Origin of the sequence: Thermonema rossianum DSM 10300, from assembly GCF_000426825.1 — a bacterium.
GTDB classification, from domain to species: Bacteria; Bacteroidota; Bacteroidia; order Cytophagales; family Thermonemataceae; genus Thermonema; species Thermonema rossianum.
In genome coordinates this window covers 310,488-326,977 of the sequence record NZ_KE384579.1, presented here as the reverse complement: position 1 = coordinate 326,977, position 16,490 = coordinate 310,488, and the positions used below count along the sequence as shown (strand labels likewise).

12 protein-coding genes are annotated in these 16,490 nt (G+C 50.5%); 3 read left to right on the top strand and 9 right to left on the bottom strand.

Annotation, left to right across the window (positions count from 1 at the left end; genetic code table 11):
* Positions 1 to 24: 24 nt before the first annotated feature.
* The 4 genes from K384_RS13010 to K384_RS12995 form a co-directional block, all read right to left on the bottom strand.
* Positions 25 to 873, bottom strand: coding sequence for a 4-hydroxy-3-methylbut-2-enyl diphosphate reductase (locus K384_RS13010; RefSeq protein ID WP_038032936.1), 849 nt, complete (start codon positions 871 to 873; stop codon positions 25 to 27).
* Between the two features lie 199 nt (positions 874 to 1,072).
* Positions 1,073 to 3,778, bottom strand: coding sequence for a valine--tRNA ligase (locus K384_RS13005; protein ID WP_038032934.1), 2,706 nt, complete (start codon positions 3,776 to 3,778; stop codon positions 1,073 to 1,075).
* A 112-nt stretch (positions 3,779 to 3,890) separates the two neighbouring features.
* A complete protein-coding gene (locus K384_RS13000) occupies positions 3,891 to 4,307 on the bottom strand; it encodes a hypothetical protein (RefSeq protein ID WP_038032933.1) in 417 nt (138 codons plus the stop codon).
* A gap of 19 nt (positions 4,308 to 4,326) precedes the next feature.
* Positions 4,327 to 5,247: a Rossmann-like and DUF2520 domain-containing protein gene (locus tag K384_RS12995; RefSeq protein ID WP_262509249.1), complete on the bottom strand. Its 921-nt coding sequence runs from the start codon at positions 5,245 to 5,247 to the stop codon at positions 4,327 to 4,329.
* Here K384_RS12995 and K384_RS12990 point away from each other — a divergent pair.
* Complete coding sequence (locus K384_RS12990) at positions 5,155 to 6,066, top strand: CorA family divalent cation transporter (RefSeq protein WP_051633411.1); 912 nt, start codon at positions 5,155 to 5,157, stop codon at positions 6,064 to 6,066. The genes K384_RS12995 and K384_RS12990 overlap by 93 nt on opposite strands.
* Positions 6,067 to 6,072: 6 nt before the next feature.
* Here the strand turns inward: K384_RS12990 and K384_RS12985 are convergent, their stop codons facing one another.
* The 5 genes from K384_RS12985 to K384_RS12965 form a co-directional block, all read right to left on the bottom strand.
* A complete protein-coding gene (locus tag K384_RS12985) occupies positions 6,073 to 6,492 on the bottom strand; it encodes a hypothetical protein (RefSeq protein ID WP_051633410.1) in 420 nt (139 codons plus the stop codon).
* Positions 6,493 to 6,525: 33 nt separating this feature from the next.
* Positions 6,526 to 7,305, bottom strand: coding sequence for a cyclase family protein (locus K384_RS12980; RefSeq protein ID WP_051633418.1), 780 nt, complete (start codon positions 7,303 to 7,305; stop codon positions 6,526 to 6,528).
* A 114-nt stretch (positions 7,306 to 7,419) separates the two neighbouring features.
* On the bottom strand, positions 7,420 to 8,118 hold the full coding sequence (locus K384_RS12975) for a zinc metallopeptidase (RefSeq protein WP_038032930.1): 699 nt from the start codon (positions 8,116 to 8,118) through the stop codon (positions 7,420 to 7,422).
* A gap of 3 nt (positions 8,119 to 8,121) precedes the next feature.
* Entirely contained in the window at positions 8,122 to 8,622 is a 501-nt protein-coding gene (gene rfaE2 / locus K384_RS12970; RefSeq protein ID WP_038032929.1) for a D-glycero-beta-D-manno-heptose 1-phosphate adenylyltransferase, read from the bottom strand.
* Positions 8,623 to 8,643: 21 nt separating this feature from the next.
* A complete protein-coding gene (locus tag K384_RS12965; protein WP_038032926.1) occupies positions 8,644 to 11,580 on the bottom strand; it encodes an FAD-binding and (Fe-S)-binding domain-containing protein in 2,937 nt (978 codons plus the stop codon).
* A 192-nt stretch (positions 11,581 to 11,772) separates the two neighbouring features.
* On the opposite strand from K384_RS12965, the gene K384_RS12960 reads away from it, so the two are divergent.
* Together K384_RS12960 and K384_RS12955 are read left to right on the top strand one after the other, a co-directional pair.
* On the top strand, positions 11,773 to 14,175 hold the full coding sequence (locus K384_RS12960; RefSeq protein ID WP_038032925.1) for a WG repeat-containing protein: 2,403 nt from the start codon (positions 11,773 to 11,775) through the stop codon (positions 14,173 to 14,175).
* An 83-nt stretch (positions 14,176 to 14,258) separates the two neighbouring features.
* Positions 14,259 to 16,292, top strand: a complete 2,034-nt coding sequence (locus K384_RS12955; protein WP_051633409.1) for an OmpA family protein — start codon at positions 14,259 to 14,261, stop codon at positions 16,290 to 16,292.
* Positions 16,293 to 16,490 lie beyond the last annotated feature (198 nt).

Genomic DNA, 16,490 nt, shown 5'->3' with positions numbered 1-16,490 from the left:
TGTTTGTTTTTTAAATATAGCAGTTTAAAAAGATTCTATCTTCGCTTTTACTTCTTCCATCAGCCACATGGGCGTGGAAGTAGCACCGCAAATGCCTACGCGGTCGCCGGGCGCAAACCACTCAGGACGCACTTCACCGGGCTGCGATACGAAGTAAGTATGCGGATTTTGACTTTTGCATACTTCATACAACACTTTGCCATTCGATGATTTGGTACCTGCCACAAATACAATCTTATCAAAGCGGCGGGCAAATTCGCGCAACTCCTTGTCCCGGTTCGACACCTGCCGACAAATCGTATCGTTGGCGTTCACTTCATAGCCCATCTGCTCCAAAGCGGCTTTTATTTCGTAAAATTTATCCGTGCTTTTGGTTGTTTGGCTGTAAAGCGTAATATGCTTGGGCAGTGGTTTATCTTTCAACTCATCCAAAGACTGAAAAACGACGGCTTTGCCTTGGGTCTGCCCCAACAAGCCTACCACCTCGGCATGTCCGTGCTTGCCATAAATAAATATGTGTTCTCCCTTGTCAAAAGAATTTTTGATTCTGTGTTGCAACTTAAGCACTACCGGGCAAGAAGCATCTATCAGCTCAAGGTTGTTTTTAAGCGCTATTTCATAAGTAGAAGGCGGTTCGCCATGGGCACGTATCAATACTTTGGCATTGCGTATGCCTTTCAGCTCCTCGTGTGTGATGATAACCAAGCCTTTTTTCTGCAGGCGCTCCACCTCTGCGTCGTTGTGCACGATGTCGCCAAGGCAGTAGAGCAGCCCTTCTTCGTCTAAAATATCTTCTGCCATGGCTATGGCATACACCACACCAAAACAAAATCCCGACTCCTTGTCGATGGTTACTTGTACGTTTGGTATCATATATACGGGTGCATTGATAAAGTCATAAAATATAAACGCCGTACGCTCTGTTTTGTTTGCATAAAGCCGGGAATCTCTACCAAAAAGATAGTCAGTTTTTCAGGATATTACAAGCAAATAGCCGGTATTACTTTTGGGCATGAAAAAAGCACCGCCCTTCGCGAAGCGGTGCTTAACAAAAGAAGTATGAGACAGGCTATTACTTGTCAATTGCGTGCCCAAGCTTTGCCAAGCTTTCCTCGATGGCTGCTATTTTTGCCTCTGCATCTGCCAGCTTTTTACGCTCTTTTTCCACCACAGCTGCCGGTGCATTTTGTACAAAACGCTCGTTCGATAGTTTCTTTTCCACGCTCTGCTTGAAGCCACGATAATAGTCGAGCTCTTTGAGCAGGTCGGCTTTCAGCTGCTCCGTATCCACGCTTCCTTCTACCACCAGGAAGCACTCGTCTTCTTTCAAAACGAACGGAATGGCGTTTTGTCCTTCGGCAGGCTCTCCAAAGGCTATTTCCGCAAGGTTAGCCATCTTTTTCACTATCTCGGCATAGCGTTCGTACAGAGCTTGGCGGTTCGTCTTGATGAACAGAGGCAGGCTATCTTTGTTCGGTATTTGGCGCTCGGCACGCACATTGCGCACTTGTGCTATGAGCTCCATCATGCGCTCCATTTCTTCTATAAGCCCTGTGTCGGCTGCTGCCTGCACTTGCGGATAGGGTGCCTGGCAGATGGTTTCACCGTTCCGGCGCTCGCTCAAATGCTGCCACAACTCCTCCGTGATGAAAGGCATGAAAGGATGCAACAGGCGCAATATTTCATCGAAGAAAGCAGTTGTCTGCTCATAGGTAGGCGCATCGATGGGTTGCCCAAAGGCAGGCTTCACCATTTCGAGGTACCAAGAGCAGAAATCATCCCAAATGAACTTATACAGGGTCATGAGGGCTTCGGACAGGCGGTACTGTGCAAACTGCTCGTCCAGGGCTTGTTTCACGGTTTCGAGGCGTGCCCGCAGCCAGTCTGTAGCCAATCGGTTGCGTGCCGGCATGGCAGCGCCCGCCTCTACGGTCCAGCCCTTCACCAAACGGAAGGCATTCCATATTTTATTGGCAAAGTTGCGCCCTTGCTCACACAGTTTCTCGTCGAACAGCAGGTCATTGCCCGCAGGCGAAGAAAAGAGCATGCCCACGCGCACGCCGTCGGCACCATATTGAGCCATCAGCTCGAGTGGGTCGGGCGAGTTGCCCAAAGACTTCGACATTTTGCGCCCCAGCTTATCGCGCACAATGCCGGTAAGATACACATGCTCAAAAGGACGTTCGTCTAAGTATTCATAACCGGCAATGATCATACGAGCCACCCAGAAGAAAAGGATTTCGGGGGCGGTTACCAGCACTTTGGTAGGGTAAAAATAGTTCAGGTCCGCGTTCTTCTCTTTGTGTATTTTCCCTTTTTCTTTGTCGAAATACTCATCTTCAAAACCATCGAACACGGCAATGGGCCACAGCCATGACGACGCCCAGGTATCCAGCACGTCTTCATCTTGGCGCAGGTCGCTTGCTTGCAAGTGCGGGTTGCCGCTTTTTTCACGTGCCAGTGCCACCGCTTCTTCAATGGTTTCGGCTACCACGAAATCGTTTTCACCTTCACCGTAATAGTAAGCCGGGATGCGGTGTCCCCACCACAATTGGCGCGAAATGCACCAGTCACGCACGTTTTCCATCCAGTGGCGGTAAATGTTTTTGAACTTGGCAGGCACCAGCTGCACCTCGTCTTTTTCCACGGCTTCGAGTGCCCGTTTCGATATTTCCTTCATTTTGATGAACCACTGCAACGAAAGGCGCGGTTCTACCACTGCACCGGTGCGTTCCGAACGCCCTACCTTGTTCGTAATTTCTTCCACCTTCACCAACAAGCCTGCCTCTTCCAAGTCTTTGGCTATCATCTTACGCACTTCGAAGCGATCCTTGCCCACATATTTTTCCACGCCGCAAGCTTCGTTCAAGCTGCCATCTTCGTTAAGAATATCTATCACTTCCAATTGGTGGCGCAGTCCTATTTCATAGTCGTTGGGGTCATGTGCCGGCGTTACCTTCAAACAACCGGTACCAAAGGAAGTGTCCACATAGTCGTCGGCAATGATGGGGATGGGGCGGTTCACAAAGGGCACCAAGGCTTGCTTGCCCACCAAGGCGGCATAGCGCTCATCGTTGGGGTTGACGGCTATGGCGGTATCTGCCAAAATGGTCTCGGGGCGGGTTGTGGCAATCACCACATGTCCGGAACCGTCAGCCAAAGGATAGCGCACATGGTAGAGCTTCGATATTTCGCCTTCTTCTTTATAGATGACCTCTTCGTTTGAAAGTGCGGTTTTGGCTTCGGGGTCCCAGTTAATCATGCGCAAGCCGCGATAGATGTAGCCTTTTTTGTAGAGGTCCACAAACACACGGATGACCGCCTTGTAATACTTGTCATCCATGGTGAAGCGGGTGCGGTCCCAATCGCAAGAGGCGCCCAGCTTTTTCAGCTGCTCGAGGATGATGCCGCCATATTTTTCTTTCCACTCCCAAGCATATTTTAAAAACTCTTCACGGCTTAGTTCGTGCTTGCTGATGCCACGCTCGCGCAACATACGCACCACCTTGGCTTCGGTAGCAATGGATGCGTGGTCGGTACCGGGCACCCAACAGGCTTCTTTTCCCTGCATGCGTGCGCGCCGGATGAGCACATCCTGTATAGTGTTGTTGAGCATATGCCCCATATGCAACACACCGGTTACGTTGGGGGGCGGTATGACAATGCAGTAAGGTTCTTTTTCGGGATTGGGCTTGGCTGAAAACACTTTATTTTCAAGCCAGTACCGGTACCATTTGTCTTCTACTTCGGCCGGGTTATACTTCTTTGCTAATTCCATATGGCTGTATCATTTCTGCTTTTCGGGAAACAAGGAATCCTTTGGAAGCTTCAAAGTTATGAAAAATGCATGTTTTGACATGAGAAAAAAGCGAAGCAGATAGCAAGCAAGTTTACTCTTGCGGCAGGCGTTGCTTAAGTACTGCCAGCAGTTCGTACTCTTCCTGCTCAATCAAGGCTTCTTTCAGAGCCCGCAGGATAGTCTTCATCTGCATCCGCGGCGGCTCACCGGGGGCAAACTGAAAACGTGAATAGCGCAGAGGCTTGCCCTCCACGTCGGCCATCTCCACCACTATGCGCCCGTCTTCGAAAAGGTCGGCTTCTTCGAAGCGCACCCCCACGGCTTGCTCGTATTGTGCCACAAACTCGTCGGCACGGGTGGTTCCCACCCAGCGCAAGCCATTTACCAGCCCTTCGATGAGTGCGGGCAGAAAAGAATACTCTGCTTCTTCTGAAGTGGTATATACTTCCTGAAAAGCATCTACGACGCGGTGTTTGGGAATATTCAAGATGGCAACATAAACAGGCATAGGGATAGAACTTATGTTTTCAATGTTGATTGAGGATGCTCTCGCTTAGCAAGCGGTAAATGCGCTGCTTGTCCGGGTCGTGAGCCAAAAGACGCAAATGCTGCTCTATCAGCTCCACGTCGCCACGTGCCGCCGGTCCGGTTTGTGCTTGGCGTGCCCCTATTTGCATGGCTTTTTCGATGGTTTCGCCAACCAAAGGGCGCAGCATGTCAAAATCCAGGTCATATTGTTCGCACAAATCTTCTGCCAAAGCCAACAAGTGGTTGGTAAAATTACAGGCAAAAACAGCCGCCACATGCAAATAGCGCCGGCGTTCCGAGTTGACTTGATAGACACGAGTGCTCAACGCCCGCGCCAAGCGCAAAAGGCGGGCTTCCGTTTCAGGTGTGTTGCCCTCCACACAGATGGGCAGCCGGTGCCAGTCTAACGGTTTGGTTTTGGAAAAGGTTTGCAAAGGATAGAAAACACCATGCGGCACCTCCAACACACGCAACACTTCCAAGGGACGGCTGCCGGAGGTATGCACTACCATGAGGGGATGTTCCGGTAAAATCAGACGATCGACCACCACGGGCAGAGCGTCATCACTCACCGATAGCACAAAAAAGTTGGCAGCGGTCTCGGAAAAATCCAATGAATCTGTGGCTTCTGCCTCATACAGGCGCTCGCAAAGTGCTGCGGCATGGTGCAACCGCCGGCTGTAAACGGTAGTTACCAGATGCCCACACTGCTCCAAAGCGGGTGCCAAATGCCAAGCCACATTGCCGGCACCAATCATTGCAATCTTGTACATTGCTTTCTTCTGCTTATCTTGTTTGCGATTACAAGCAAAAAACAAAGATTTTCCATGATTCGCAAACTCATAATGCCCGGTGATGAACAACCACTTTGTTGGATAGACGTGCAGTCGCCCGGTGCCATCGAGTTCGAAGCGTTGCACCAAACTTATGATTTCAGCCTTGAACACATACAAGACTGCCTGGACCCGGAACACCTGCCCAAAGCCGAGCCCTTCGAGGAAGGGCATTTCGTTATTTTAAGAGCCTATCAACAAGATGCCCCTGCCGATGCCCATACGGTGCAAGACCTTAGTACCAAGATAGCCATTTACACCAAAGACCATTTGTTGATTACGATTCATCGCATGCCCCTGCCATTTATAGAAGAAATAGCCAAGCGCTTCGAACAGCGGCAAAAGGCATTTAGCACCCGGCAAATCATTGTGCATTTGATTCATGAGAGTTTGGAAAGTTACCGCCCCATAGTAGTAGAGCTCATCAAGCAGATAGACGAGTACGAAGCACGTTTGTTTCAAGAAGAAGAGCTGCAACCGCAAATGCAAAGGGCGTTGTACTTCCTAAAAAGGAAAGCAGGGGTTTTGCGCAATATCGTTTTTCTTATGCAAGAGGTATTGAGTGCCTTCCGCAGCGATAAAAAACACCAAAGCTTCTATTGGCAAGATACGCTCGATTTGGCGCAACACTTGCAAAACAGTTTCCGGCAAGCAGAAGAAGACGCCGGCAACCTGTTGAATTTTTATTTATCGTTGGCTGCCCACCAAACCAACGAGGTGATGCGCATACTCACTATTTTCTCGGTATTCTTTCTGCCCCTGACTTTCATCGTCGGGGTATATGGCATGAACTTCGAATACATGCCCGAGTTAAAGATGCATTATGGCTACTTTGGGGTATGGGGTGTCATGGTATTGCTTACGGTGGTCATCTATTTCATTTTCAAAAAGAAAAAATGGCTATAGGTTTTTTTAGCGCTGCTGCCGCACGTATTCCACAAATCCCCGTTGAATGCCCAACTCTTTGGCCACCTTCAACAAGGCGATGGCTTCTATTTCGGTTACGTAACCTTTCGCTTTGTTGGCATTCCATACCTGAATGACATATTCAAGGCGGCGGTCTTCGGACAGCTCGGCAAATACCTCTTTGATACGGGTGAGCGCAGCCTCAAAAACAGCCACCTCACTCTGATTGGTTTTTTGCAGAATATCATCTACAAAAGCATACACTTTCGCCAATTGGCTTTGGGCGTTCAGGGCAGCCGCATCGCTTTCAAGGCGTGCCCGCTCTTCGTCATCAAAACCATGATAGCGAAAGATGGCATACTCAAGCAGCAGCAGGGCTTCTTTTTCTTCTGGGGTCATAAAGACGGTCAGGTTATCAGCATACATACAAAAATAGTTTTTTTGGTGAAATCTCCTAAATCATACTTCAATTTCTTTCAGGGGAAAAAGCACAGGCGTTGAAGGCACTGCATCGGTTTCCCAAAAGGGTGCCATCAGTTGCAAGGCATATAAGCCATCGGGGAGCGCATCGGGCACGTAAATCAATTCGGTTACGGTAGCATGGCGCCGTATCGCCTGCGGGTACTGCCAAAAGGCTTTGTGTGCCAATAGCTTGCCGCCATCTTCTTCACGATCGAGCGAAGGCAAATCTACCAACAAATGCCGGATGCCTTGCCGGGCACACCATTCGGCAAGAGCAGGCTCCAGATAGGGCGGGTTGGTGTTGTTGTAGTTTTTGGTCATTTTTTCGGCTGTATTGGGCAGTGTGCGAATCACCAAAGCTTCAAAGTCAGTGAGTGGCAGTTTGTTTATTGATGCTTTTAATGCGCTCAAGGTAAGCACCCGGTCGCCGGATGCTTGTTTTTCGGGCTCGAGACTCACAAGCAATGCCACCCACCAGCCGGCTTGAAGGCAGCGGGCAATGGTAGCCTGCGGGTCATCGCATATATGTCCATAGCATTCGGTGTGTGTGCCATTGCCATGGGGTGTAAGGGTTACTTTTTGATAGTTGCAACTGCCTCCCTCTGCCACACTGCCCACAAAGTCGCCCACGCGTATGGTTTCGAAGCGTGGCGGCTCTGCCCAATAGCAGTTGGGGTTTTGACTGCCCGCACGCAATGGAATGCCAATGGGGGTTGCCTTGTCAAGCTCGAGGCAATAAGTTTTGCCTTGCCATTGTATGGTCATACTTTTAGGCATGCTTTTGTTGGTTTTGGTTTTAGTTTTGTTGCTCGTCAATAGCTCTTCATCTTTAGCAACAAAAAAAGCGCCAACAACAGGCGCTTTTTTCTTTTTTGTCTCCGCAAAGTGTTTTTAATCATCTGACGAAGCCGCCATAAACTGCAACACATAATAGAGCAGCATGGTAAGTGCACTCAAGGCAGCTACTACATAGGTGTAGGCAGCCCATTTAAGCGCATCACGCGCCATAGGGGCTTCGGCCGGACTCACCACGCCACGCGATTCTATCCAACGAATGGCACGGCGGCTTGCATCTATCTCCACAGGCAAGGTAACGAAGCTGAACAAAGTCATGACGCCATAGGCTGCAATGATGATAAGCAGCACTGTTTCGATAGGAATAAGCCGGAAGAACAGATAGCCCCCCACGAAACTCACCCACATAATAACATTGAGAATGGTGGCACTCACGTTTTGAACGGGCACCAAAGCAGAACGCAACTGCAGCATACTGTATGCTTCGGCATGCTGAATAGCGTGCCCGCATTCATGAGCTGCCACGGCGGCTGCGGCTGCCGAGCGCCCATAATACACATCTTCGCTCAGGTTGACGGTTTTGTCCATGGGGTTATAGTGGTCGGTCAATTGCCCGGGCACAGAGATAACTTCCACGTCATAGATACCGTGGTCGCGCAGCATCTGCCGTGCCACTTCTGCCCCGCTCATACCCGATGCCAAAGGAATGCGGCTATATTTGGCAAACTTGCTTCGCAAGCGCCATTGCACAATACCGCCTATAATCATCAAGGCAATAATCAGTACAAAATACATAGGCTACTTTTGTTTTTGACAGTGTAATTTTATGATTTTTTCGATAATCTTAGAAGTGGAAAAACCATCCAGGAAAGGAATCACTTCCACACGTCCGCCTTTGCTTTTTACAAAATCTGCACCAACGATGGTGTCCTCTGTATAATCGCCCCCCTTTACCAAAATGTCAGGACAAAGTGTCTGTATGAGCGCCAAAGGGGTGTCTTCTTCGAAAAACACCACCATATCCACTGCCTGCAAAGCAGCCAGCAAGCGTGCCCGCGCCTCTTGTGGCACAATAGGACGCGCCTCACCTTTCAAACGACGCACTGAAGCATCGGTATTCAACCCTATCACCAAGCGGTTGCCCAAAGAACGGGCTTGCTCCAAATAGGTTACATGTCCGGCATGCAAAATATCGAAGCAGCCGTTGGTAAACACCACTATTTCGCCGGCTTGCTTCCATTGCCTGCAAACGGCTTGTGCTTGTTGCCGGTCGTTAATGATTTTCGATACAGTATTCATTTTTTAACCGTTAAATAAAGACTATTCACTCTTTTTCAGTGCCTCATATAGAACTTCTGCCAGGTGCATGGCCTGCCGGCCGGTGCCGTCGGCTATTTGATGACGGCAGCTGGTGCCCGAGGCCAGCACTATGTCACCCGGGGCAGCCTGTCGTACAGCAGGAAAAAGCACCAACTCCCCTATTTTCATCGATAAGTCGTAATGCTCTTTTTCATAACCAAAAGAGCCTGCCATACCACAGCATCCCGAAGGTATAAAACGCACAGAAAGACCGGGAATCAACGATAGCGACTTGCGCGTATAGGTGAGCGAAGACAATGCTTTCTGGTGGCAGTGCCCATGCACCCATATTGTACGGTCCAGTGCCTTGAAAGCACTGTTTGAAATAGCCCCTGCTTCCATTTGCTGCGCCAAAAACTCATCGAGCAGCAGGGCTTTTTCTGCTACTGCCTTTGCTTTACTTTGCAAGGTGCCGGAAAGCAAATCGGGATATTCGTCACGAAAACTAAGAATGGCAGATGGTTCAACACCCAACAACACTGCCGGCTGCTCTATGAGCAAAGGGGCAAATATTTCCACGTTGCGTCGTGCATAGTTTTGTGCTTCTTTGAGCAAGCCTTTGGAAATATAGGCTCTGCCTGAAGGAAAGTGCTTTACCCGGCGCACTTCATAGCCCAATGCCAGCAGCAGTTCGGTCATGGCTATGCCGGCCGGCACATCGTGATAGTTGGTAAACTCATCTACAAAAAGATACACCACCGTGCGCTGCGAGGCAGTGGTTTGGCCCGCTGCCAAACGTTTGTTGAGATATTGCGCCCAAGTGCGGCGGTGCAGACGGGGCAAGCTACGCTGTGGTGCTATGCCCATCAGGCGTTTGACAAGCGCCCCACGCCCCAGCCTGTTGTAGAGCGATGGCAGCAAAGCAGCCCAACGCATGACTTTGTCTATGGAAGCAATCAGGCGGCTGCGCCATGGAATGCCTTTTTCGCAATAGTATTGATAAAGGAACTCCGCTTTCATCTTTGCCACATCCACATTCGAGGGGCATTCTGTCTTGCACCCTTTACACGAAAGGCAAAGGTCCATGACTTCGTGGATTTCATCATGTGCAAAGCGGTTGGACTTGGGCGAGTGGGTCAAAAACTCCCGTAAAATATTGGCTCGCGCCCGGGTGGTGTCTTTTTCGTCGAGTGTAGCCATATAGCTGGGACACATGGTGCCGCCCCGGTGGTGCGTACGCCGGCATTCGGCAGTACCATTGCACATTTCTGCCATACGCAGAATGCCCAGGCTACTATCGAAATTCAGCAGCGTGGGGATGTCAGGCGTGGGCTGCCCCGGCTCAAAACGCAAGGACGTGTTCATGGGGGGGGTGTCCACTATTTTGCCCGGGTTGAAAATATTCTGCGGGTCGAAGGCTTTTTTCACTTCTTTCAACCAGGCATATACCTGCTCGCCCAACATGAAGGGAATGAACTCGCCACGCAGGCGCCCATCGCCGTGTTCACCACTCAAAGAGCCGCGATAGCGCTTTACCAGTGCGGCAACTTCTTCCAAGATGGTCCGGAAAAGTGCATTTCCTTCTTTGGTTTTCAAATTGATGATGGGACGCAGATGCAATTCGCCATCACCGGCATGGGCGTAGTGTACCGAATACAAACCGTATTTTTTCAATATGTCGTTAAACTCGCGGATATAGTCGGGCAGGTCGCGCACATCTACAGCCGTGTCTTCTATGACGGGCACCGGCTTGGCATCGCCGGGCATGTTGGACAACAAGCCCAAGCCGGCTTTGCGCAGCGTCCACACTTTTTGAATATCATCGCCGGTCACGATAGGATGATGATAGCCGTAGCCCGCTTCTTTCAAATGGGCTACCAATTGTTTTGCCCGCTCGATGGCTTTGTGTTCGCTATGGTCCGAAATTTCCACCATTAGAATGGCAGCCGGGTCGCCTTTTACAAAGAAGCGGTTCTGCTGCTGTTCTATGTTGTTTTTTGTACACTCAAGCACATAGTGGTCCATCAGTTCCGAAGCGGTGGGCCGGTGCTCCAAAGCCAACAGATTGGCACGCAGCGATTCGTCAATACTTTCACAGTGAATACAAACCAGTGCTTTGTGAGGAGGCGGCAAAGGCTCCAGGTTCAATTCCAGCTCTGTCATGAGCATCAAGGTCCCTTCCGAGCCGGCAAGCAAGGTGCACAGGTTAAAAGGTGTGCCGTCTTCTTGGAAAGGGCGATGCCGCAACAGCAAATCCAAGGCATAGCCGGTATTGCGGCGCCGGATGCTGCTTTTGGGATATTGACGCTCGATTTCCCGCCGGTTTGCCGGTTCTATCAATATGTTGTAAAGCGTGCGGTATATCTGCCCTTCCGGGTCGCCGGCTTGCAGCTTGGCATAAAACGCCTCGTCTGACAAAGCATGGACATGACGGTAATGCCCATCGCCCATGAATCCTTTGACAGACAGCAGGTGGTCACGGGTGCTGCCATATACCAACGAATTGGCACCACACGAGTTGTTGCCCACCATGCCCCCAATCATTGCCCGGTTGGCGGTAGAAGTCTCCGGAGCAAAAAACAATCCATATTCTTTGAGCGCCATGTTCAAGTTATCGCGAATCACACCGGGTTGTACACGCACACGCCTGCGCGCCGGGTCTATATTCAGAATTTGCCGCATATGACGCGACACATCCACCACCACGCCATTGCCTACTACCTGCCCTGCCAATGAAGTGCCGGCGGTGCGCGGAATCAAAGCAAAACCATACTCAAGCGCTGCCCGCACCAACAGAGCCACTTCTTCTTCGTTGCGCGGGCAAGCCACCGCCGCCGGCAGCTCCCTGTAAGCCGAAGCGTCGGTTGCATATAACCGGCGCATGGTCTCATCAGTAAAAAAGCCGCCTTTTATCTCTGATTGTAAAGCACGAAAGACACTAAGAATTGAAGCACTCATGGGGCTGTAGCTTATGTTTTGTTCTTTACGGCAAGGTACATTTTTCTAATAAAAATGTAGTACTGCCTTTCAACAATCCTTTTAACTTTGCTTTCTTTACGAATGCCGCACCGGGCATCAAATATTGACGTCCTTCACTCTTACACAAAATCTTAGCATCTTTGTAAGATAAAAAGTGACTTTCCTGACACCATGCGCCATCTGCTTGTTTTTCGTTTTCTGCTTACCGGCTGTCTGTCATTGCTTGCCATATCTTGGGGGCATGCCCAAACGCTTTTCGTTCAACGCTCTGCGCAAGGGCTTTACGGCTACAGCCCCACGCCCGGCCATGATGGCTTTGTTATTCCGCCACGCTTTCAAAAAGCATTTCCTTTCATGCGCAGCGGCTATGCCAAAGTCATGGAAGCAGGCCGGTGGGGGCTTATCGACAGCAAGGGGAAGTTTGTGCTTCCGCCACAGTATGACTACATCGGCTGGGCAGACGACTACTACTGGATAGACTACCGGCGCCATGGCAATGTAGCCGACGGCTCTCTTCAGCAAGACAGCTACAATCAGCTCATAGGATTCGTGCAAAACGGGCTGTGGGGTTTGGTGCATATCCCTACGGGCAAAGTGGTGCTTCCGGCTCAATATGATGCCATTCGCTATCCACAAGCCGGCCTGCTGGCAATAGGCAAACGGCAAGGCAAAGACACCTTGTGGGGATTGCACACTTTAAAAAACAAGGTAGTGCTGCCCCTTCAATACCACTTCATGCAGAGTGTGGAAAGAGGCAAGTACTGGATTGTGGGCAAGCGTCAGGCAGGCGGGAAGTGGTTGTTTGGTGCTATTGACTTCAAGGGGAAAGTCATATGGGATATCGCCTTCCAAGGGCTGCGTTTTGAACAGGGCTTTTGGCTTGTGCGCCGTCAAAGCCGCTGGCAAGCCTATCAAGAGCAGACATTGACACCTCACTTTGGCGGACGTGCATGGGACGCCCTGCATATCGTAGATGCTGCCCACGCCATCGTGCAAGAAAGTGGGCGCTGGGGCGTATGCGATGCCCAAGGCCGGCTGCTGCTGCCACTTCAATACCGCGCCATTTATGCCATCCACGACAAACGCTACCGGGTGGCACCTTTCCCCGAATGGCAGTTCTATGATGAAAGGGGCGAACAACAGGCAGTGCTCCGCCTGGCAGACATCTTCCCGGTCGATGCTCAACTATTGGCATACAGCTTAGACGGCCGCAGTGGCTTTCTGTCGCCCGGCGGCAAGCTCCTGACACCGCCACAATACGAATACATTCAGCCGGTAGGCGACGGCCTTTGTCTTGTACGCGACAGCAGCGGCTGCTATGTGCTGAACCGGGCATTTGAGCGCATCACCCCTCCTGCTGACAGTGTGCGCACCGATCTGCCGGGCTTTTTCAGCGTTTACAAAGAAGGCCAATGGGCGCTTTACGATGCAAACAAAAAGCAACTTATTCCCTTTGGCGCCTATGAAGATATTCGCCCGTTTCACTTTGAGCGCTTTGCCGTGAAGCAAAAGGGGCAATGGGGCATCATGGACCGCCTGAGCCGCTGGGTGGTTGCGCCGCGCTTCGATAGCCTGCTTGCCTATGTTCCCCCTTACTGGATAGTGCAAGTAGAACAAAAGCAAGGGCTTTATTCCGAAGCTGCACAACAGTGGATGGTAGAGCCTGCTGCCGATTCCCTGCTACTGCTCAGCCGTTATGCCTGCTTAATCAAGCAAAACCATGACTGGCAGCTGCTGCGCTTGCCACAGGGTGAGCTGGGGGGGAAAGTTCATGAATGGAAGCAACTCAATCAAGACCTTTACCTTGTGCGCTATGGGGGACATGAAGGTGTTTTCAATCGATTGGGACAATGGATCATAGAACCACTTTACGACCGCATCCTCGGGCTTTCGCAAGACGGCATTTTTACTGTATATCATGAAGGAAAATATGGTCTGGTAAGCAACACAGGCGAATGGCTGCTGCCACTGCGTCCTTTTGGCGCCTTGGGACTGGCACAGCAAGGCTTGGTGCCGGTGCGCGAAGGCAGCAGCTGGGGTTTTGTGAGCACACGCGGCAACAAGCGCATCAGCACGCGCTATGGCGATGTAAAGCCCTTTTCAGAAGGGCTGGCTGCCGTGCAAATAGCCGGAAAGTGGGGCTTCATAGATACATGGGAAACACTACGCATACAGCCGCGCTATGCAGAAGCCGAAAGTTTTCAAGCAGGTACGGCCATTGTAAAATACCAAGACAAGTGGGGCGTTATCAATAAGGAAGGTAAAACCGTAGTGCCTTTCGAATATGACAGCATTGAGCGCCTGCCCGGCGGCTGGTGGTTGGTAAGCAAAGCAAATCAACAGGGCATTGTGGACCCCCAAGGTATTGAGCGCTTGCATACGGATTATGAGCAGGTTGTGCTGCTGAATGAACAAATAGTGGTGGTCAAACAGCAAGGGCACTGGGGCTTATTACGTATGGATGGCTTCATGCTGGCAGCGCCTGTATTTGACAGTTATAAACATGATACCGCCAGTGGCCTGTTGAGTTTCAAACGGGAACTGCCATGGCAAACTATAGACTTGACAGATTAAACGCATACGGTTCTCTACAAAAAATTGATTATTTTAGGCGAAGTTTATAGATTAAAAACGAAGGTACACATCAACGGTTTCTCATGAAAAAGTATGTTTTTTGGCTTTCTGCGTTGTTTGGTTTATGGGCACAGGCACTATGGGCTCAAATGCAAGCCCCGGAGGTTTATTGGGCAGACCAAGTGCTGGAGTATTCCTCTTATTACACACGCCTCGATGACCCCAAACAGTATGCCCCCGAACAGGTGCTGGGACCGCCCAACGGCTTTTTAAGCAACGGCAGTGGCGAAAGTCCGGTCATGTGGGCGCCCTCTACCCCCAACGCCAGTGAAGAGTTCATCAAAGTAGGGTTTTCCAAGCCGGTCAAAGGGGTGCGGCAGGTGGTAGTAGCCGAATGCAGCCGCCCGGGCGCTATCCGTGAAATATATTTCTACGATACCGACGACAACCCCTATTTGGTTTATCGAAACACCAACCTGGGACCATTACGCGAAAAAAGCCGCCTTTTCAGCGTAAGTGTTTCGCCCACCCCCTATGCGGTCAAAAGTGTAAAGGTCATTCTTTCACCGGTGAAGGTGCCCGGCTATAATTGCATCGACGCCATCGGCATTTCTACGGGTACTGCCCCCGTAAAACCACATATTCCCGTTGCCGACGACGTATTTGAATGGGAAGCCACCGCCGAAAAACTCAGCGAAACCATCAATAGCCCTTATATCGAAATAGCACCCAACATATCACCTGACGGCACAATACTCTATTTTACCCGCGAAAACCACCCGCAAAACATACCACTTGTCAATGAGCGGGGCGAAAAAGAATATCGCCAGGATATATGGTACAGCAAAATCAACCCGGACCTGTCGTTTAGCGAGCCGGTCAATTTGGGTCCTCCCATCAACAACCCATCACACAACTCCTCTTTTTCCATTTCTGCCGATGGCACCACCATGCTCATCAACAATGTGTATCTTCCCGACGGCAGCATGAAAAAAGGGGTGTCTATTGCCAAAAAAATTGACGGCAAGTGGACACAGCCCGAAGAGCTCATCATAGAAGGGTTTGAAAACAGCAGTCAGTTCTCGGAATACTGCCTTTCTGCCGACGGGCAAGTGTTGCTCATGGCCATCAAGATGGCAGACACCCATGGGGGCAAAGATTTATACGTATCTTTTAAGAAAGGCGAAAAACGCTTTTCCAAGCCCCGTAATTTAGGCCCGGTCATCAATACCGCCGCCAACGAAATGTCGCCTTTCCTTGCTGCCGATGGCAAAACCCTTTACTTTGCCAGCACCGGGCATCCCGGCTACGGCTCGTCGGATATATTCATGAGCCGCCGCCTCGATGACAGCTGGACCAACTGGACCCCTCCCAAAAACTTGGGACCGGCAGTCAACACCAAAGGCTGGGAAGCCTATTTTAGTATTTCAGCCTCCGGCGAATATGCTTATTTCGTATCCAACGAAGACATTTACCGCATACAAGTCAGTATAAAAAGCCGCCCAAAGGTAGTGATTATGCTCACCGGGCAGGTGCGCAATGAGCGTACCAAAGCCCCCATTGCTGCCGAAGTGAAAATAAGCTCCGATGACACCACCTTCACCATCGAAAGCGATGCACAGGGCATGTATCAAGCATCGCTGGAGCCACAGAAAAAATATGTAGTGCATGCAAGTGCCAAAGGGTTCTTTCCTGCCGAGGTGACCATTGACCTTTCAGACAAAAAAGAATACACAGAGGTGGTCAAAGATATTGAGCTGACACCCCTCGAAAAAGGCAATAAAATCCGTCTTGAAAACATATATTTTGCCCGGGGGCGTGCCGACCTGCTGCCCGAGTCCTACCCTACCTTGGATGCCCTGGCTGAAACCCTCAAAGAAAACCCCAACACAGTCATTCTGTTGGAAGGGCACACCGAGCCATATGGCAACAAAAAGTCGCTCATCAAACTTTCCGAAGACCGGGTAAAGGCTGTAGGCAGCTACCTGATTCGCAAGGGCATAGACCCCAAACGCATCAAATACAAAGCCTATGGCGGCACACGTCCCTTGACCATGAAAGATGACGAAGCAAGCCGTGCTTTGAACCGGCGGGTAGAGGTGAAAGTACTCAAATAAGAAGCCAAAGGCAGCCCTTCCCGGGCAGCCTTCTTTTTTTTATACACTCAAAGAAATACCTGCCGCTGCAAAATGTAACCTGTCATTTCGAACCAAACGCAGTGAGGTAAGAAATCTCAAAGCCCACCAAGCAAAAAGAAGTAAAAGAGATTTCTCGCTTGCGCTCGAAATGACAGGAGGGAAACCACCAAATGGCTG

Coding starts and splice junctions, on each gene's coding strand:
- K384_RS12960 (WP_038032925.1), top strand. CDS start 11,773: ATGCGCCATCTGCTTGTTTTTCGTTTTCTGCTTACCGGCTGTCTGTCA.
- K384_RS12975 (WP_038032930.1), bottom strand. CDS start 8,118: ATGTATTTTGTACTGATTATTGCCTTGATGATTATAGGCGGTATTGTG.
- K384_RS13000 (WP_038032933.1), bottom strand. CDS start 4,307: ATGCCTGTTTATGTTGCCATCTTGAATATTCCCAAACACCGCGTCGTA.
- rfaE2 (WP_038032929.1), bottom strand. CDS start 8,622: ATGAATACTGTATCGAAAATCATTAACGACCGGCAACAAGCACAAGCC.
- K384_RS12955 (WP_051633409.1), top strand. CDS start 14,259: ATGAAAAAGTATGTTTTTTGGCTTTCTGCGTTGTTTGGTTTATGGGCA.
- K384_RS12990 (WP_051633411.1), top strand. CDS start 5,155: ATGATTCGCAAACTCATAATGCCCGGTGATGAACAACCACTTTGTTGG.
- K384_RS12985 (WP_051633410.1), bottom strand. CDS start 6,492: ATGTATGCTGATAACCTGACCGTCTTTATGACCCCAGAAGAAAAAGAA.
- K384_RS13005 (WP_038032934.1), bottom strand. CDS start 3,778: ATGGAATTAGCAAAGAAGTATAACCCGGCCGAAGTAGAAGACAAATGG.
- K384_RS13010 (WP_038032936.1), bottom strand. CDS start 873: ATGATACCAAACGTACAAGTAACCATCGACAAGGAGTCGGGATTTTGT.
- K384_RS12980 (WP_051633418.1), bottom strand. CDS start 7,305: ATGCCTAAAAGTATGACCATACAATGGCAAGGCAAAACTTATTGCCTC.
- K384_RS12965 (WP_038032926.1), bottom strand. CDS start 11,580: ATGAGTGCTTCAATTCTTAGTGTCTTTCGTGCTTTACAATCAGAGATA.